Genomic DNA, 18,726 nt, shown 5'->3' with positions numbered 1-18,726 from the left:
ATCGTGCACAAAGGCTCCGGCCCTGCGCAAATTCAAGTCCCACACATAGTACAGCGCCGCGGGGACACAAATCCCCGCGGCGCCTGTCAGTCCAAGTTCTTATCGGTTGGAGTTTCTGTTGTAACGAGCCATAAGGTAGAGCAGCTGAATAATCGAGGTGAGCGCCGCCGCCACGTAGGTGAGCGCGGCTGCCGTCAGCACCTTCTTGGCACCGTTGACCTGCTTGGAACTCATGCCCGACTGCTCGATATACGTCACGGCACGGCGACTGGCATCGATCTCGACCGGCAGCGTAACCAGCTGGAACAGCACGCTAAACGAGAAGAAGACCAGCGCGAGGGTCGTGAGCCCCGCGATGTTCATGAACAGGCCCATGAGCAGCACGATCGTCCAGGTGTTCTGGGTAAAGTTGACGACGGGGACCAAAGCGGTGAGTACCTTCATCATGGCATAACCACTTTGACGCTGGGCGGCATGGCCCGCCTCGTGGCAGGCGACGGCAACGCTTGCGACCGACCCGCCCGAACGGTTGGCATCCGAGAGATACAGGTTGTTATCCAGCGGGTTGTAATGATCGGTAAGCTCGCCGGCAACGCCCTTTATGCCCACGGCGCTACAACCGTTGGCATCGAGCATGCGACGAGCGACCGTGGCGCCCGTATCGCCATCCGAGCGCACCTTAGACCACGTCTTGTACGTCGAGTTGATATAGCTCTGCGCGGCAAGGCCAAGCACTGTGCAGACAAGAACAACCAGCAGGTACAGCGGGTCGATGCCAAAGCCGTATCCATAGTAATAAGGCATGCGAATTCCTCCGAATCGAGTTACACGTTGGAGGCATTCTACCCACTCGACTGACCAGCAAATCAACATCGATGTTTTGGCAATGTCAGCGAAAACGGTCGAGAGCGAGCAAGGTGACGTGAAAGAGAAGCGTCGCGTACTTTGGTACGCGAGCGACGATTGAACGTCAGATTGCCGCTCTCGGCCGTTTGCAGCGTCGAGCTGTTACGCGGTTTGGTAAAACCGCGTAACTATATACCTATAGCAATTCAATTTTGCCATCTTTGACCGTCAACCCCATATTGCCCGAGAGTAAATCGTCCAGACGCGAGCCCACGAGCTCAAAACGCCAACCTTCGCGCAGGGGGCTCTGCTCGGGATGCTCGATGTAGTCGGCCAGGTCATCGCGCGAGGCAATGACCGAGGTCGCCACGCCCGAGCGCTCGGAGACCAAGCGAATAAGCGCATACATAAGGTCGGTCACGCTCTCCAACTCCGGCGAAATCTGGCGATGCCCGCGCACCATGAGCGGCAGGCGATCGTGCGGGCAGCTCGCGCCGCGCTTGATGGCCATGAGCGCGCCGTCCACATCGCGCTCCCCCAGCTGGTCGGTGCCGCGGATGCTGCGGAACTCCTCAACGCGCACGGGATTGCGCTTGACGAGCGCCAGCAACGTGTCGTCGGACATGACCCATTTGCGCGGGATGTTGCGGCGCTCGGCGCGATCCTCGCGCCAGGCGGCGAGCTCGCGCGCGATACCCAGCTGGTGACGGCTGCACGAATTGATGCGTTTGACCTTGCGGAACGCCTCGTGGCGATCAGCGCGATAGTGCGACTCGTCGGCCAGCGGGCGCAACTCGTCGAGCACCCAGTCCACCCGGCCCAGCTCGCGCAGGCGACTCATCATCTCGGTATAGGCGACGATCAAGTACTTGACGTCATCGATCGCGTACTCAATCTGCTTATCGGTCAGCGGGCGACGCGACCAATCGGTCAGTGACTCGGTCTTGGGCAATGAGACACCGCAAAACGTCTGCACGAGCGCGCCGTAGGAAATCTGCTGGCGCTCGCCCAAAAAGGAGGCGGCCACCTGCGTGTCAAAAATCGGACGCGGCAGCACGCCTACGGTATGAAGCATGACCTCCATATCCTGCGAGCAGGCGTGAAACACCTTGGTCACGCTCTCGTCGGCCATAAGCTCTGCCAGCGGCGATAGATCGTCGATCACCAGAGGATCGACCGCGACGCTCTCGGCAGGGGTGGCAATCTGGACCAGGCACAGGCGCGGATGAAACGTGCGCTCGCGCAAAAACTCGGTGTCGACGGCGATCGCGTCGAACTTGCGGGCGCGCTGGCAAAAGTCGAGCAGAGCCTGATGTGTGGAAATGTACATATCAACCCATCGAATAAGGTTAGGCCCGAAAAACACGGGTAGGATATCGGCATTGCCCTACAACTATACTCGGTTAGTCACAGAACGGGAACGTAAGTATGCGCTGCCTTATCATCCACAACCCGGCATCGGGCCCCAGCTCAGATGAAATCTACGCATTCACGCACGCCCTTGCACAGGGCGGCGACGAGGTCGTGATGCGCTTTATCGGCGATGGCATGGAGCCCGAGGACGCCGTGGCAGACGTTCGCGAGTTCGACCGCGTGGTCGTCTCGGGCGGCGACGGCACCGTCTCCAACGTGCTCGACCAGATGCGCGGCTGCGGCGTTCCCACGCTCGTTTTCCCCTCCGGCACGGCCTGCCTATTCTTTAACAACATCGGCAATGCCCCCGAGGCAGCGGCGCTCGCCAAGGCATGCCGCGCCGGCCGCACGGTCAAAGTCGACATGGGCGAGCTCTTTTGGCTCGACGAGAACGGCAACGAAAAGCGCCATGGCTTTATCATCATCGCCGGCTCGGGCTTTGACGCTGAGATTATGATGAAGGCCGCCCCCACTAAAAACGACATCGGCGAGATCGCCTACTTCCTGTCGGCGCTCGCCACACCCAACCCCACGGTGGCGCACTTTACCATTGAGCATGACGGCATTGTCGAGGAGCTCGACGGCATCTGCTGCATGGCGGGCAACACGTCTGTCATCCAAAACGACATCAACCTGTTCCCCAACTGCCGCATGAACGACGGCATGGTCGACATCGCGGTCATCGAGCCCGTACGCACGGTACAGCTGCTTCCCACGGTAATCACCGCCGCGCTCGATCCCGCCGGCAAGGTGCTCGGCCGCCCGCAGTTTAAGATCATCCAGACCAAAGAAGCCAAGATCACCTGCACGCCGTCGCTGGGCATGCAGTTCGATGGCGAGATCATCTCCAGCAACTCGGGCGTCTTTGGTGCCCGCGCGCTTCCGCAATGCCTCGACCTCATCGTCGACGAATTCTCCCCGCTCGGAAAATAGGAGGACCCCATGAACGACAACCCCATCCTTGGCTTTATCGTCATCGTTCTGGCCATGCTCGTCGGCTACGCCATTAACGTGATTCACCGCCGGAAGAAGTAGCCGCCGCTCTTTCACAGCACGCGCAAACCCGGACCCCTCATCGGCATGACACAACGTGGCGGCGAGGGGTTCATCATTTTTTGCGACACTTTACTTAGCTACATCATTTGCTGGCGATATGCAGATTGAATTACCTAGTAAATGAGTACAATTAACCGTTCATCGCATTTTTCACTACGCTTATCGAGTAAAAATCTTTCATAAATGTATATTGTTTCGAATTCGTTACGCTTGGGGAGTGTATTTATTGGCTGAAGCCCTCTGGAGACAGAGGGCTTTCGCACGCTGGGAGGGAACATGAGTAAAACTCATCCCGTCAACGCGCTCAAGAAGCTTGGTATAGGCCTTGCATTTGGAGCTGCAACCATCATGTCCATGCCAACCTCTGCACTCGCTTGCACGCAGGTCTACATGGGCAAAAACCTTACGGCCGACGGCAACACGTACTACGGCCGTTCCGAGGACTATGGCCCGCGCTATCTTAAGCACTTTGGCATTGAGCCCTCTCACGGCCCGGGACATACGTACAGCTCGGACGAGTCTTCGTTCATGTACACCTCGACCAAGACCACGTATCGCTACACCTATGTACGCGACCATCCCTCCCAGTGGGACAACCGCTGGGATGCCTACTCTGAAGCAGGCATCAACGAGAAGGGCGTATCCTGCTCCGCCACGCTAAGCACCAGTATGAATGCAGATGCCGAGACAGCAGACCCCCTGACTAACACCGGCATCGGCGAGTACAACTACGCCAGCGTCATCCTGGGCGAGAGCGCCACGGCCCGCGAGGGCGTCGAGCTCCTCGGCAGCCTGATTGACGAGCAGGGCGTCTGCTCCAACGACCAGATCATCATCGCCGACAACAACGAGACCTGGCTGTTTGCCGCGCTTTCCGGTCACCAGTGGATCGGCATGAAGCTCGCCGATGACGTCGCCTCGATCAACCCCAACATCGGCAACCTCAACTACGATGTCGACCTCAACGACACCGAGAACTGCCTGCACTCCGAGGGCATCGAGTCCATGCCTAAGGAGAAGGGCTTTGCCAAGTACACCGACGGCAAGTTCGACGTCGCCGCAACCTATGGCGAGACCATTCAGAATTCCGGTATGCACCAGTGGACCCGCTACGTCCAGGGCCGTAACTACTTTGGCAACGAGCTCCAGGAGGGCACCGACTACGAGATCGTCAAGGACGAGCGCGAAGAGGCTCGCGCCACGACCGGCGCCTTGGTCCACGAGATGCAGCCGCTGTTCTTCCAGCCCGGAAAGACAGACTGGACTACCTTTGAGATGATTCGCTCTCTCGGTAACCGTGGCGAGAATACCCCGGGCCTTAACGCCAACACTGACGGTGCCTATGCCATCGGCACCGAGCGCAACACCGAGATTCACGTCTTCCAGGTTCGCAACGGTCTTGATCCCCAGGTTGCAACAATCCAGTGGGAAATGCTCTCCCGCGCCGCGTACTCCGTCGCCATCCCCTTCTACTCCGCGCTGCTCACCGAGGTTAGCCCGTATTTCAGCGACCAGACCGTCTCCTTCGACCACTGCAAAGAGACGGACATCGTGAACAACGAGGAGCCCGAGAACTCCATCAACTACGTCCTCATGGACATTAGTTCCCTCTGCTTCGAGCACCCCGAGCTGCTCGGCGTCAGCGTCCGCACCTATCTCGACGCCCTCCAGAACGAGCTCGTCGAGCAGAACCTTGAGGTCGATGCTGCTATGCAGGCCGAGACCACCACTGAGGGCCGCACCGCCCTGGCAAACAAGGCCGGCAAGGCTGCCACTGAGAACACCTACGTCAAGTGCAAGGCCCTTCTCCAGGAGATGCGCGCTTATCTGAAGGCTGAGGATTTCAGCACGCCCTTCACCCCGAGCGACCTGAACACCGAGACCCACGGCCTCAAGGAGTCCATCACCTACGCCAAGGACGCCCTCACCACTGAGCAGCCCGGCACCCCCGACAAGCCCGAGCAGCCCGGCACCCCCGACAAGCCCGAGCAGCCCGGCACCCCCGACAAGCCTGCCAAACCGAGCACCACGACCACTGTGACCACCAACAAGACGAACACCAAGGGCAACCTGCCCACCACCGGTGACCGTTTTGATGGCCGCATGGTGGCTGCGTTCGCCGCTGCCGGCGTCGTCGTCATCTCCGCTGGCGGTTATGCCCTCTATCGCCGCAACAAGGAGTAATACTCCGCGCAGGAAGTGACACTTCCCAGGGCACGGGCGGGACAGCACAAGCTGCCCCGCCCGTTCTTTATAACAGGGGGAAACACCGCTGAAATCTTTTTAAAAAAGATTTCCCCGCACACACTTCGCTGTGCTATAGTGCAGCGCAACAGCAACTAGGTGCGACCGCGCCACGACATCACGAAAGGAGCCACCAACATGAAGAACACGATGAACTCTCTCAACAACTGGTGGTGGCGTGATGCGAATTCGATCGGTCGACAGTGAGTCCCTCACGCCTGTTTTTCGCTCTAGGTGATTGGAAGGCCTCCGGTTTCGACCGGGGGCCTTTTTCTATCTCGAGCCCGATCGCATTCGCATCACGCGCCTCCGCTTTTCTCTTGCACTCCCATTCCGAAAGGATTTTCACCATGTCTCAGAACACCACCGCCGCCCAGCCCCGCACCGCCCAGACCGCCGACCGCGGCAAGCTCGATGTCCGCGCCCTCGTCCTGCTCGCCATCCTGCTCGCCGCCGGCTTCATCCTCAACTTCACCGTCGGCAAGGCAATCTCGGGCATCTCGGGCGGCATGATCAGCCCCGAGTTCATCATCTCGGCCTTCTGCCTCACCATCCTGGTCGTTCGCCCCAACATCGGCCAAGCGCTCGTCATTGGCCTCATCTCGGCTGCCGTGATCCAGATCACCACCACCTCGCCGTTCGTCGATTTTGCCGCCGAGGGCATCGCCGCCATGCTCATGGCCGTCATCGTCAACGCTGCTGCCAAGGACGGACAGGTCAAGTCTGCCGTCGCCATCGTCGCAACGTTCGTGACCACCTTTGTCTCGGGCGTCATCTTCATGGTCATCAAGATGGCCATGCTCGGCGTGGTGGGCGAGCTCGCCGCCGCTATGCTGCCCGTCGTCGCCATGACCGCCGTCTTTAACGCCATTCTGGTCGGTGCCCTCTACTTGCCCATCCAGAAGGCCCTTAGGCTCCATTAACCCGCTCGGCTTTACGAGCCACCCCATCTTAGCGTTCATTCGTCGCTCGCGTACCCAAGTACGCTTCGCTCCTCTTTCGCGCCAACCTGGGGCCCTCGTAAAGCCGTCTCCGCACTCCACCAACAAAGACTGTCCCAAACAACTAGCTCTTGGGGACGTTCTTAAACGACTAGTCATGTAAGAACGTCCCCAATGACTATGAAAGGTATCCATGGAAACGATCATCAACGTCGACGATGTCTCGTTCTCCTATGGCACGCAGACCGAGCAGGCGCTTAGCCACATCTCGCTCAGCGTGAACAAGGGAGATTTCATCGGCATCATCGGGCCCTCGGGCGCCGGCAAGTCCACGCTTTCCGCCTGCCTGTCGGGCGCCGTGCCCCACCACTACACCGGCACGTTCTTTGGGTCCGTCATGGTTGACGGACACGACACCTGCGAAGTCTCGCTCACCGACGTGTCGCAAATCGCCGGCAGTGTGCTGCAGGATATCGACACGCAGATGGTCGCTTCGGTCGTCGAGGACGAGATGCTCTTTGGACTCGAGAACTTTGGCGTTCCCCACGACCAGATCGAGCAGCGCGTGAGCGAAACGCTCGAGACCGTCGGCATCAGCGACCTGCGCGACCGCGAGATCGCCACCCTCTCGGGCGGACAGAAGCAAAAGGTAGCCATCGCCGCCATCCTCGCCATGCGTCCGCGCGTCTTGGTTCTCGACGAGCCCACCGCGGCACTCGACCCCGCCAGCTCCACGCTGGTCTTCGAGACGCTACGTGAGGCAAACCGCGCACTTGGAATCACCATCGTCGTCGTTGAGCAAAAGGTCGCCCTGCTCTCGGAGTACTGCAACCGCGTGCTCGTGCTCAACCATGGCGAAATCGCGCTGCAGGGCGAGCCACACGAGGTCTTCGCGCATACCGACGAGCTCCGTGCCATCGGCGTCGACTGCCCTCGCGTCACGCGTATCTTCAATAGCCTCCAGGCCGATGGCCTGGTAAGCGGTACCCCTTGCTTGGATGTCGATGAGGCCGAGCGCCTGATTTCGGGCATCGTCGACCCCGCACACGCAAGCAGCGACATTCAGGCACCCGCCGGCTCACCGCACGCACCGTCGTTGCGCCCGCACGCCAAGGACGCCGAACCCGTGCTCACCTTCGATCATGTTGAGTTTGCCTATCCCAATGGCGGCGCCGCCGTCCACGACCTCAACCTGACCCTCTATCCCGGCGAGCTCGTGGGCATCGTCGGCCAAAACGGTGCCGGCAAGACCACGCTCACCAAGCTGCTCACAGGCCTGCTTAAGCCCGTCTCGGGCAGCGTGCGCGTCACGGGACTGGATACCGCAGCCGTTCCCACGAGCCGTATCGCCCGCGAAGTCGCAACCCTCTTCCAAAACCCTGACCGTCAGATCTGCAAGGACACTGTGCTCGACGAGGTCGCCTTTGGCTTGGAGCTTGGCGGCATGGACCGCGCCGAGGCTCTGCGTCGTGCTCAACTCGTCATCGACCGCTTTGGCCTGCCTGCCGATGAGGCACCTTTCTCGCTTTCGCGCGGTCAGCGCCAGATGGTGGCACTCGCCTCTGTCGTGGTCGTAGAGCCCAAGATCGTCGTGCTCGACGAGCCCACGAGCGGCCTTGATTACCGCGAGTGCATGACCGTCATGGAAACGGTGCGCACCATGGCCGAGCGCGGTTGCGCCGTTATCATGGTCTGCCACGATATGGAAGTCGTTTCGGATTTTGCCGAGCGCATCGTGGTGATGGCAAACGGCCGCATCCTCGACCGCGGCCGCACGCACGAGCTATTCTCGAACATCGATCTCATGCGGCGTGCCTACGTGGAGCCTCCCCAGGTTATTGAACTCTCGCGCCGTCTGGCATCTTCCGTCTCGCCCGCTTTTGCGCAGGTGAGCGAGGTCACCGATGTCGTTCGAATTACCAAGGAGATGGTCCACCGTGGTTAACGTCATCGACTACATGCCGGGCGATACGCTGCTGCATCGCCTGAACCCCGTTGTCAAGCTGGGCCTCGCCGCCGCCATCGTCGTCGGCATCTTCTTATCCGACACCTATGTGGCGCTGCTGGGCTTTTTGGCACTCACCCTTGCTCTGGGTGCCTATGCCGGCGTCGTCAACCGTCTGTTCTCGCTACTCAAGTTGCTGATTCCGCTCGCGCTTATCATGCTGGTGCTCCAGCTGGCCTTTATGCGCGATGGCAACGTGGTGTGGGGCCTTATCACCGACACGGGCCTCATCACAGGATCGAAGGCCTGTCTGCGCCTGCTGGGCGTGGCGTTACCACTCATCCTCATGCTCATGGTGACCAAGCTCAACGACCTTGCCAACGCCTGCGTCGAGGTGCTGCACGTGCCGTATCGCTATGCCTTCACCTTTACCACGGCGCTGCGCTTTGTGCCGGTGTTTGGTCAGGAGATGAACGCCATCATGGAGGCGCAGACCGCACGCGGCGTCGAGTACGACACCAAGAACCCCATCAAGAAGCTTAAGCTCATGCTGCCACTGTGCGTGCCACTGCTCATCTCGAGCGTGGGCAAAACCGATGCCACGGCCCTAGCAGCCGAACAGCGCGGCTTCTACCTGCGCACGCGCGCAAGCTCGTACAAGCGCTATCCCATCACAGGGCTGGACATTGCTGTGCTTACTGCCAGTGTTGTGCTCATCGTCCTCGGCTTCCTGTTCTAGCCCATCGCCAACGGCAACCGACAAACGCAAAAGGCCCCGGATCGCATCGAACGAGCCGGGGCCTTACTGTTTCCCCAGATAAAACCTGCCAAAATAAACCTGTCCCTTCTTGGCAGGTCGAGGGCTACAGGCGATAGAGTGCGCCGCTGCGGATGATGGATTCGCGCACCAACACGTCCATGGCGTCGAGGGTGATCTCGGGCATCTCGCGATACTTTTGCAGCACCGAGAGCTCCGTGCAAGCCAAAATGACACGGTCGCAGCCACTGCGGGCGAACTCCCACATCACGCGATCGAACTTATCCATATCGGGCTCACGTCCGGCCTTCACATCATCGTAGATAAGCGACATCACATCGTTCTGACGTTTCTCGCTGGGATAGACAACCTCGACACCTGCCGCCTCGCACTCGCGCCCGTAGACGCCGGCACCCACGGTGCCGTCGGTTCCCATAATGCCAATCTTGCGCACCGGCTCGGCCGGCATGCTCAAGTTGGGGTCGAACTCGCACTCCCCCATCACCGCACCCGCAAGGGCATAGCGAACCGACTCGCGCGGCATGTGAATGATCGGCACCCTGGTAAACGACTGGATCTGGTCGTAGAAGTAGTGTGACGTGTTGCAGGGAATGGCAATGTGCGCACAGCCCAGCGACTCGAGTGCCTGAGCACACTCTTTCATGGTCGCCAGCAGCTTGGCATGCTCGCCGGTCTTAATGGCCAGCGTGCGGTCGGGCATGGTCGACTTGGAGAGCACCACCATGTCGATATGTTCTTGATCGCAGGCAGCAGCCGTATGACGCACCACCTGGTCGTAGTAATACGACGTGGCCTCGGCGCCCATGCCGCCGATAACTCCCAGCTTTTCCATCGCCGCCTCCTTGGTGACGCTTGCGCAATTGCGCGTATCATACCCGCGCCCGCCCGATGTAAACCGGACGGGCGCCGCACTCATCTACTTGTAATACGTCTTGAACAGCTTAAAGTGGCGCAGCTTGGTGTGCCACATGCGCAGCCAGCGGTTAAAGACAAAGTCGCCCTTCATAAACGAAGGGTCGGCGCCCTTGCCTTCCTTGTCCAGGCGATGCACCTTCGCGCGCAACTCGGGATCCTTGACGTACTTGTCGACGACGCCCATGGGAACGACCATCCACAGGGCCTCGTCCTGCGCCGTCACAAACTCCGGCTCAAACGGGCGGTTGAACACATACTCGTCCACCACATACTTGGCAACGTTAAAGCCGCTGTTGGTGACGTAGTAGTTGCTGCGACCCTGGCGCGTGTTGAAATCGAAGAACTTAAACGAGCCGTCGCGCTCGTCGTACTTAACGTCAAAGTTGGAATAGCCCACAAAGTGAAGGTCCTCGAGCAACTTGCGCACGCCACCCATAAGCTCGTCATTGGGCTCGGTGATGATGCAGGCGTGATTACCGACGCCATGGGGCTGATGCTCCTCGAGCAGCACGTGGCCCAGGCACATCATGCGGACCTTGCCGTTGCGGTCGGAATAGCTGGTGAGCACGCGCATGTACTCGTCGTTGCCGGGCACGCGATCCTGCAAGATCAGGTCGTCGGTGTAGCCGCTGGCATACGAGTCGCGAATGACCTGTTCCAGCTCAGCACGGTCGGCAATCTCATAGGCCTTTTTCTGGCCCTCGAACTCGTGCTGCCACCACATGATGCCGTCGGAAGGCTTCAGGATCATCGGGTAAGGAAAATCGATCTGGTCGAGCACTTCGGCAGGTGCCTCGCCTTGGGCATTCAGCATCGCCATGGTGAAGGTAAAGGTATGCGGATAGGGCACGCCATGCTTCTCGCACAGCTCGTAGAAGATCTCCTTCTTCTGACACTGCTCAAGCATGCTATAGGGAGCGTAAGGCGCGACGATGTTATCCGCCAACTCATGGGCATCCTTGGCCTGAGCCACGAGGGCAACATAGTTATCTCCACAGCCCACAAGGACAATCGTCTTATCGGCATGCGCTTGGGCAATGCCGTTGACGGTCCTGAGCATCACGGGCATGGTATCGATATCCACGTTGGGCGTGTAGTCGATAATCTGACTGCGGTACGCGGGACCCGTCTGATACTTGCCAAAGACCAGACTCTTGACCTGGTACTCCTCATAGAAGGCGCGCGCCACCGAATAGGCGTTGATGTCGCCACCGAGCAGCACGGGGATAAACTCACGCTCTGTAAACTGCAATGCCATGGATACTTCCTATCATCAACTGCCCATACGCTGAGCGGTCTTTATGCAACCTGTTTATTCTAACGTGTCGGGCCGTCTCCTCCTAAAGCTCCACCGTATCTATGGCAATCAACGCAATTATCTAGTATGAAAGCCACGCTCACCGCGATAGGGCCTGTAGTTGCAAAACCCCACGTTAAGAGAGCTTTCACAGCCCAAAACTCGCCCACAAACAGGTCCTCGTAACGTTAAAGTTGAACTCTATGGTTTCTCAACAATTCGATATAACTGCAGGTCAAAGCCAAAGCCTCAAGTTCAACTTGACCCTTTAGAACCTTTAAGGTTCAAGTTGAGGTCGAAAGCAGTAGTAGAATACCTTTCGAACCATAACCTACGATTGATTGCAGAGGGACTGGATGCAGCATTCGAACCATCGCACCGCAGCGCTCATCGCGTCGAAGCCGGCTCGTATCATCACGAGCGCCGCGCTCGCCGTTGCACTGACGGCCTCGCCGATGCTCTCCCCCGTCGCGGCATATGCCGCCTCGCAGGCAACGCAGGATCAGCTATCCGCCGCCCAGCAGAAAATCGAAGCCGCCACGAGCGCCTACAACGAGGCCCGCACCAAGCTCGAGGATCTGCAGAAGCAAATCGACACCAACGAGGCAAGCATCGAGGAGATCGAAGCCGAGCTTCCCGATCAGCAGGCCAAGGCAAGCTCCGCCATGCGCGACCTGTACAAGTACCAGAAGGGCACCAACCCCATCGTGAGCTTCCTGGTCAACGCGCAGAGCCTGGGCGAGTTCATCACGACCTGCAAGTACACCAACCAGATCACGAGCTCGAGCGTCGATGAAATCGATGAGCTCAACAAGATGCAGACCGAGCTCGAGCAGAACAAGACTGAGCTCGAGCAGGCCAAGTCCCAGCTCGAGGCCGAGCAGAAAACCGCCGAGGATGCACTGGCGCAGGCCCAGCAGCTTCGCAGCGAAGCCCAGGCAAAGGCCGAGCAGGAGAACGCCGCCGAGCTGGCCAAGCTCGAGGCCGACAAGGCTGCTGCCGCCGAGAAGCTCGCGGGCACTGGCGTGAGCGGCAACAACTCCAACAGCCAGGCAAATAACTCCAACACCACCATCGATACCACGGTGAACAACCCCAATACCGGCAACTCCGATTACGACTCGTTTATCAACGAGTGGACCAGCCGTATCGACAACTACCTCGCCGGCTCCCCCCTGGCAGGCCAGGGCTACAACTTTGCCGTGGCCGCCTGGAACACCGGTGTTGACCCTCGCTGGTCCCCCGCCATCGCCTGCATCGAGAGCAGCAAGGGCCTCTATTGCGCTAATTCCTACAACGCCTGGGGCTGGAGCGCCGTTGGCGGCGGTTGGCGCAGCTTTGGCAGCTGGGGCGAGGGCATCTCAGCCCACGTTGCCTATCTTGGTCGCAACTACGGCTCCACGCTTACCCCGGCTGCCGCCAAAAAGTACTGCCCGCCCACGTGGCAGGACTGGTACAACAAGGTTGCCGGCCAGATGAACCGCATCTAGCTATAGCTGCAAAGGGCCCCAATCGGGGCCCTTTTAATATGAGAAAGCCATTGTCAATAGGCGTGTTTGTTCGAGCCCGGTTTTAAACCGGGCTTTTTCGTTTCCCGTCGGGAGGGCCCGCGCACGCTGCACGTTTAGTCGACGCTTGCCTGGCAAGCTAATATCCGCGGGCTCTTGCGGGCGCGCTGCCGGCGGTCAGCCCGGTATGTCCGCGCACCCCACCGCATTTCGATTCTCCGTCCGGCGCGCTCGTCCGAAACCAGTCTTGTTCACGGGCGCGGCCCTTGGGCTGCCCAAAAAGGGCTCGTGAACGCGCGCCGGCGATGCGTCGAGGCGCGGGCCCTCCCGGCGGGAGGCTTGTTGTCCGACGGGGTCAGCCGAGGGTCCCCTCCGCCCGGCGCCCGATCTCCCAGACCCAGCAGGCGAGCTCGCGCGCGACGGCGGCGTTTGCCTTGCACGAGCTCTTGCCCGCCGCCGCCAGCGCCTCGCGGCGGCGGCAGAGCCTGGCGGTGCAGTCGTCGGCGCGCGCCCGGATCGCCGCGGGGACGTCCGCGCCGGGCGCCGGGGCCTTCGGGCGGGGCGTGCACGTCAGGTAGTGCCACGCCGACTCCACCAGTGCCGTCCTGGCGAGCCGGTTGCCCGTCTTGGTTATCCCGCCGCGCCGCTCGGTCTCGCCGCTCGAGCGCTCCGACGGGACCAGCCCGCACCAGCTCGCGAAGGCCGGGGCCGTCCGGAACCTCGTGAAGGAGCCCGCCTCGGCTGCGAGCCTGAAGGCCGTCAGGGTGTCGATTCCCTTGATGCAGGAGAGCGCCTCGACGGCCGGGCGCCACCGGTCGGTCCGGGCGAGGGCGAGCACCTTCTTCTCGAGCTGCCGGCGGTCCGACTCCGCGCACCTCGCGGCCGTGACGTAGTACTCCAGCGCGTCGCGCTGGGGCCCCTCGAGCCTGATCCCGGATATCCACCTCCAGTGGGCGCGCGTCCAGGATCCCTTCCTCGTCCCGTCGGCGTTGCGCTCGTCCCAGACGTGGCCCAGCCTGATCAGGAACATGTTGAGGCGCTGCCTGGCGCGGCGGTACTCCACCGTGGCGTCGTCGAGGGCGCGGTCGAGGTCCCGGGCGGCCTCGACGGCCGCATCGGGCAGCGGGACCTCCACGATGTTGTGGGTGGCGAGCATGCGGGCGATGAACTCGGCGTCGCGCCGGTCGTTCTTGCGGCGCGCGTCCGCCGCCGGCCTCTGCATCCTAGAGACGGCGGCCACGGCGCAGTCGAGGCCGAGCGCGCGCAGCTCGCGCGCCATGTGGAAGCCGGTGGGGCCGCTCTCGTAGCAGGCCCTGGGCTCCTCGAACCCGAGGGCCCACTCCGCGATCTCGGCGGCGTCCGTCCCGAAGTCACGGTGCACCACCTCGCCGGTGAAGGGGTTGAACGCCGCGGCGGCGACCGATCGCGCGTGGACGTCCAGGCCGATGGAGGTAACATGGGGCATGGGAAGCCTCCTCCCCGCAGGTGCGGTAAGGGCTACCGCACGGGCCGATACTCAAAGCCCATTGTGGCATCCCGAGCCCGCGGAAAGAAGCTGCGCCGCGGGGGAGGCGACCCAAATGGCTTTCTCATATCGTCTTCTTTGAGCAGTACGCCACATTAGGCAACAATGCCAGTCGCATTGCCGGTGACAATAACCACGATCATTATGGCGACTATAATCCCCAACGCTTTGAGCCACAGCGTGACAAACTCGCGACCCCGATAGCGATCGAGCACGGGAAAGCGGCGCCGAAGCCTGCGGCGGTCGAGCATGCCAAACGCAATGAGCACCACCATGCCATCGACCATAAGAAAATACTCAAGGGCCAAAAACCACGTTGGATAGCTACGGTTGGCTCCCGTGGGCTGGAACACGGCAAAATGGCTTCCGACGAGCAGCAGCAAGGTTGCTGCATAGATAAAGCCGTTCCATATACGCCCGATGGGCTCCGGGATCCGCGAAAGCAGGCCCTTGTGGCAAGGGGCCACCATCGAGACATCTTGGGACTGTCGCGCGGTGGATGCCGCCGTTTGCGGAGCAGTCTGCGTCGCTGAAGGCTCCGTCTCGCCAATCGAGCCAGGCCCAGGCAGGCACAGCTCATATGCCGCGCGCGCAGCGTGCCCGAGCGCCTCCGCGCTTGCAAAGCGCTTGGCCGGATCGAGCGCCATCGCCATGCAGACAACATCGGCAAGCGGGGCGGGAACGCCACGCGCCTCGCATTGCTCGCGCATGTTCCGTCCCGGCTTAGGATCGATCCCCGTCAAGCAAAAGAACAGGAGTGCGCCGAGCGCATAGACATCGCTACGCACGCTCGTCTGCCCAAAACCATATTGCTCGGGCGGCGCATAGGGTCGCGTTCCAAACTTAACCGTGTCGGCATCGGCTCCGTCACGCCATACCCGCGCAATCCCCAAATCGATAATCACCAGTGACGAAAAGGTCATACCCGCGTCGGCCGTATATCGCACACCCGAGACGATAATGTTCGAGGGTTTGAAATCACGATGAATCACCGGCACCGGACGCTCTCCGGCCGCCGCAAAGCCGGCATGGAGCTCAGCGGCTGCATCGCAAAGGGCGCCAAACAGATCGCACGCATAATCGGGTGTCGCGCCCAAACGTCCCACCAGGGCCTCAAGCGTTTCGCCTTCGATATATTCCATGACCACGCAAAGCTCGTCGCCCACGCGGCGGCAATCGACAATCCGGGGCAAGTGCTCATAGCGTCGTCCGGCGCGCTGGGCCGCAAACAGACGCTCATATACCCCGCCAATCTGGGCCGATGCGTCGATACGCTTACGAACAAAGGGGCCGAGAGACCCTCCGCCAGAGCCCTCAAAGTACACGAGCTCGGTCGTCTCGACATCCGAGCGCTTGAGCACCCGGTCTACGCGATAGCTATCATCGCGCTCGAGTGACGCCAGGTGGCCGGCGAGCGCGGCGGTCAGCTCATCATCGGAATATGTTGGGCTCTGAGTATCCATAGCGTCCATAATAACGCAGGGCACGGGCGCCCCATGACGCCCATGCCCTGCACGTTCGAAATATCGTGACCGACTCTTCCGCCGGCAGACAGCCGCTAGCTCACCGTCTCCTCGCCAAAGCGGTATAGCTCCTCGTTTACCTTTTGCAAGCTGCAGCCGCGATCGATGCAGAAAATGATGATCGCATCACGGCGGTCCTTGCAGTTGAGGACGTTGGCGCCCGCCGCCGTCAAGGCGCGGTTGGCCTCTTTGAGCGTCAGCGCCATGGCAAAGGCAATCTGCAGCACTTTATTGCGACTCGGATGCCGCGTGCCGGTAAAAATCTGATAGCCAAACGTCTCGTTGAGGTCGGCCATACGGACCACGCGCGAACGCTCCAGTCCCTTTTCCTGCAGCAGCTGCTTTAGGTAATCAGAAAGCGATGGGGCGGCAAAGTCGTGTTCCCTTATGTAGCCATCGATACTTGGCGCATCGAGAAGCTCGTCGAGCAGCTCCTCGGTCAGTTTTTTATCGGGCACGCGGCTTCGCCTCCCCAGCTCGCACAGTAATCATGTTATTAATTCTAGTTAAAAGCCGCTCACATCAGAACGCTCCCAGCTAGCAACCTGGTCGGGAGATACCGTACTCAACGCTTCGAACTTCCAGGTGCCGCCCGCTTTTAGATGGTTAGTGTTCGCAAGAGCCGTTCCCACCTGATTGCCGTCCGCGTCATACAGAACATACTCAATCTGAATGTAGCTTTGCTCTTTATCCGTATTATTGGTCAACGTGCCGGTGATCTTATATGCGAACTGATTAGACGTATCCCCTGCCTCATCCGAAACCGTATAGGGCTCTTGTGCCTCTTTTTGTTCCTCGACCTGCTGGGTCTGCTCAGCAGATTTTGCCGCATCACCCGTAGAAGAACCAGACGAGTTGCCACCCATAGAACCTACGGCCCCGACAACAACGAGCACCACGATGACGCCCAAAATGATCTTGCCGATCGGTTTCTTTCCCTCTTTTGCCATTATGCATCCTTCCAACTATCCGGCTACCGTGCCGGCACACAGCACATCGTAGAAAGGATTGAACTTGGATTCATTAGCTGAGAGCTAAGGCTGCGGTAAACGGCCAATGCAGTTATCCAAACGCCGAGCAAACGCACTTTACGCGACCGTCTGCTGGCAGTGCATCAACCCACCGTGACGGATTCCCCGGTAAAGGTGCTCACAACCAACAGGATAAAGAAGGCCAAATAGCTGATGCTCAGCAGGTAGGCGATGACCAAAAAGGCAATCCATTCTACATTGGTCTTACCGTCGGCGCGGCGCTGTTCACGACTGCGATAAAGCCAAATCGTCACGCCGATGGCAGTGATAAACAGTACGAGTGCCGCCACAGCCAGCCCAGCAAGCACAAACATCACGCCAATGCTCACAGCGATGACCGGAAGCAGCAACAAACCGCGCCCGCATCCACCCGGACTATATACGGCAGACTGTCGGCGTCGCCTCATCGTCACTCCATCACAAGCAGTCGTTTGTAGACATTGAGGCCTTTGAGTAGGATTTCCTCGTCAAAGAGCATGGTATCGGTATGCAGAGCGCTCATCGCATAGGCTGGGCAGCCATCAGAATCGATCGGGTTTTCTTGTCCCTCCGGCACACCCGCGCCCAGCAAGAAGAACACGCCTGGCAGATGGCGCTGATAGAAGGCGAAGTCCTCGGCAATTAACAGCGGTTCATCCACGAGTTGCAGCTCGGGCAAAGCAGGTGCGACGCTGGCAAACAGCTCGGGGTCGTTGTCGACCGGCGGATACCCTTCAGCAAAGTCGAGATCGTACGTACAGCCCGTAGCGGCGCACGCCTCATCGAGCACGCGGCGCACGCCCTCTCGCGCACGGTCGAACATATTGTCCGTAAACACGCGCAGGCTGCCGGCCACGTGGGCCTCCCCCGCCACGGCGTTGCAGACGGTGCCGGCCTGCAGCAGGCCAAACTTACCGATACAGGGTCCATCGACGCCCAGCTCGTCCATCAGCTCGCGCTCGGCGACCAAGAACTTGGCAGCTGCCAGCGCCGCATCGCGCGATTCCTCAACCGGGACCCCATAGGTCTTGGCGATATGGATGCTCGTCCCGTGAATGTGCACATGCGTCTCGCTCGAACGTGCCAGCAGCGGACCGGGGCAGCTCGCCAGCGTGCCGGCGGAAAGGTCGGGCCACACGTGAAAGCCAAAGATCCGGTCGGCGCCATAGCGCTCGAATACACCGCTCTCGCACACCGTCTTGGCGCCACCGGTCGTCTCCTCGGCCGGCTGGAACACAAAGAGCACGTTACGTTTAATGGTGCCCGGCTGCTCGCGAATCGTACGGTCGACATACGTCGCGGCGGCAAGCGCCATGGCCATGTGCCCGTCGTGCCCGCAAGCGTGCATCTTACCGGGATGAGACGAGGCGAAGGCAGCGCCCGTGGCCTCTGCAATGGGCAGCGCATCCATGTCGGCGCGAATCGCCGTGGCATGCGCGGCACCAACGCCAGCGTCAAAGAAAGCGCAGACGCAGCTGGGGCATGGATGGGTCAGCTCGCAGTCGAGCGGCGCCAACACGCCCTCGATATAGGCGATAGTCTGCGGAAGATCGAAATCGAGCTCCGGAATGCGATGGAGATCGCGGCGATAGCGACGGAGTTCTTGGAGCTCGGTCATAGAAAATCCCTTCGTAAGGCACATCTGTTGCAACTTATTGTGATACAGGATTGTGGCACACATGTTTCCAGCATATCCCTGCATTTTTTAAACGTTATATACGAATA

Annotated in this window: 16 protein-coding genes; 6 read left to right on the top strand and 10 right to left on the bottom strand. The window is 60.2% G+C overall.

Annotation, left to right across the window (positions count from 1 at the left end; translation table 11 throughout):
- Window positions 1-99 precede the first annotated feature (99 nt).
- The gene (locus DXD49_RS06305) at window positions 100-804 is read right to left on the bottom strand and encodes a zinc metallopeptidase (RefSeq protein ID WP_117794511.1); all 705 of its coding nucleotides are present in this window, start codon (window positions 802-804) and stop codon (window positions 100-102) included.
- Window positions 805-1,042: 238 nt separating this feature from the next.
- A complete protein-coding gene (gene rnd / locus DXD49_RS06300; RefSeq protein ID WP_117794510.1) occupies window positions 1,043-2,176 on the bottom strand; it encodes a ribonuclease D in 1,134 nt (377 codons plus the stop codon).
- A 98-nt stretch (window positions 2,177-2,274) separates the two neighbouring features.
- On the opposite strand from rnd, the gene DXD49_RS06295 reads away from it, so the two are divergent.
- The 5 genes from DXD49_RS06295 (at window position 2,275) to DXD49_RS06275 (ending at window position 9,184) form a co-directional block, all read left to right on the top strand.
- The gene (locus DXD49_RS06295; RefSeq protein ID WP_117735253.1) at window positions 2,275-3,192 is read left to right on the top strand and encodes a diacylglycerol kinase family protein; all 918 of its coding nucleotides are present in this window, start codon (window positions 2,275-2,277) and stop codon (window positions 3,190-3,192) included.
- Window positions 3,193-3,591: 399 nt separating this feature from the next.
- Window positions 3,592-5,499, top strand: a complete 1,908-nt coding sequence (locus DXD49_RS06290) for a dipeptidase (RefSeq protein WP_117794509.1) — start codon at window positions 3,592-3,594, stop codon at window positions 5,497-5,499.
- 410 nt (window positions 5,500-5,909) lie between these two features.
- Entirely contained in the window at window positions 5,910-6,482 is a 573-nt protein-coding gene (locus DXD49_RS06285; protein ID WP_117794508.1) for a hypothetical protein, read from the top strand.
- Window positions 6,483-6,693: 211 nt separating this feature from the next.
- Complete coding sequence (locus tag DXD49_RS06280) at window positions 6,694-8,445, top strand: ABC transporter ATP-binding protein (protein WP_117794507.1); 1,752 nt, start codon at window positions 6,694-6,696, stop codon at window positions 8,443-8,445.
- Window positions 8,438-9,184 carry an energy-coupling factor transporter transmembrane protein EcfT gene (locus DXD49_RS06275; RefSeq protein WP_117794506.1) on the top strand — a complete coding sequence of 249 codons (747 nt, stop codon included), beginning with the start codon at window positions 8,438-8,440 and terminating at the stop codon, window positions 9,182-9,184. Before DXD49_RS06280 ends, DXD49_RS06275 begins: the two co-directional genes overlap by 8 nt.
- Window positions 9,185-9,308: 124 nt before the next feature.
- On the opposite strand, the gene DXD49_RS06270 is transcribed toward DXD49_RS06275, so the two are convergent.
- On the bottom strand, window positions 9,309-10,055 hold the full coding sequence (locus tag DXD49_RS06270; protein ID WP_233502225.1) for an aspartate/glutamate racemase family protein: 747 nt from the start codon (window positions 10,053-10,055) through the stop codon (window positions 9,309-9,311).
- An 84-nt stretch (window positions 10,056-10,139) separates the two neighbouring features.
- Window positions 10,140-11,396: an ATP-grasp domain-containing protein gene (locus DXD49_RS06265; protein ID WP_099431498.1), complete on the bottom strand. Its 1,257-nt coding sequence runs from the start codon at window positions 11,394-11,396 to the stop codon at window positions 10,140-10,142.
- A 395-nt stretch (window positions 11,397-11,791) separates the two neighbouring features.
- On the opposite strand from DXD49_RS06265, the gene DXD49_RS06260 reads away from it, so the two are divergent.
- Window positions 11,792-12,925 (top strand): glucosaminidase domain-containing protein, encoded by a 1,134-nt coding sequence (locus tag DXD49_RS06260; protein WP_117794505.1) that lies wholly within the window; start codon window positions 11,792-11,794, stop codon window positions 12,923-12,925.
- Between the two features lie 373 nt (window positions 12,926-13,298).
- On the opposite strand, the gene DXD49_RS06255 is transcribed toward DXD49_RS06260, so the two are convergent.
- From DXD49_RS06255 to DXD49_RS06230, 6 genes are all read right to left on the bottom strand, one after another.
- A complete protein-coding gene (locus tag DXD49_RS06255; RefSeq protein ID WP_117794504.1) occupies window positions 13,299-14,408 on the bottom strand; it encodes an IS110 family transposase in 1,110 nt (369 codons plus the stop codon).
- A gap of 155 nt (window positions 14,409-14,563) precedes the next feature.
- A complete protein-coding gene (locus DXD49_RS06250; RefSeq protein WP_117794503.1) occupies window positions 14,564-15,955 on the bottom strand; it encodes a protein kinase in 1,392 nt (463 codons plus the stop codon).
- A 71-nt stretch (window positions 15,956-16,026) separates the two neighbouring features.
- Complete coding sequence (locus DXD49_RS06245; RefSeq protein WP_117735261.1) at window positions 16,027-16,449, bottom strand: XRE family transcriptional regulator; 423 nt, start codon at window positions 16,447-16,449, stop codon at window positions 16,027-16,029.
- A 48-nt stretch (window positions 16,450-16,497) separates the two neighbouring features.
- On the bottom strand, window positions 16,498-16,941 hold the full coding sequence (locus tag DXD49_RS06240) for an FxLYD domain-containing protein (protein WP_117735262.1): 444 nt from the start codon (window positions 16,939-16,941) through the stop codon (window positions 16,498-16,500).
- 164 nt (window positions 16,942-17,105) lie between these two features.
- Complete coding sequence (locus DXD49_RS06235) at window positions 17,106-17,375, bottom strand: hypothetical protein (protein ID WP_117794502.1); 270 nt, start codon at window positions 17,373-17,375, stop codon at window positions 17,106-17,108.
- A gap of 56 nt (window positions 17,376-17,431) precedes the next feature.
- Window positions 17,432-18,619 (bottom strand): N-acetyldiaminopimelate deacetylase, encoded by a 1,188-nt coding sequence (locus tag DXD49_RS06230; RefSeq protein ID WP_233541756.1) that lies wholly within the window; start codon window positions 18,617-18,619, stop codon window positions 17,432-17,434.
- Between the last annotated feature and the right edge of the window lie 107 nt (window positions 18,620-18,726).

This window comes from Collinsella sp. TM05-38, assembly GCF_003466445.1.
Taxonomy (GTDB): Bacteria; Actinomycetota; Coriobacteriia; order Coriobacteriales; family Coriobacteriaceae; genus Collinsella.
The sequence above is the reverse complement of the archived record's forward strand: the minus strand, read 5'-3'. Positions and strand labels throughout refer to the sequence as shown.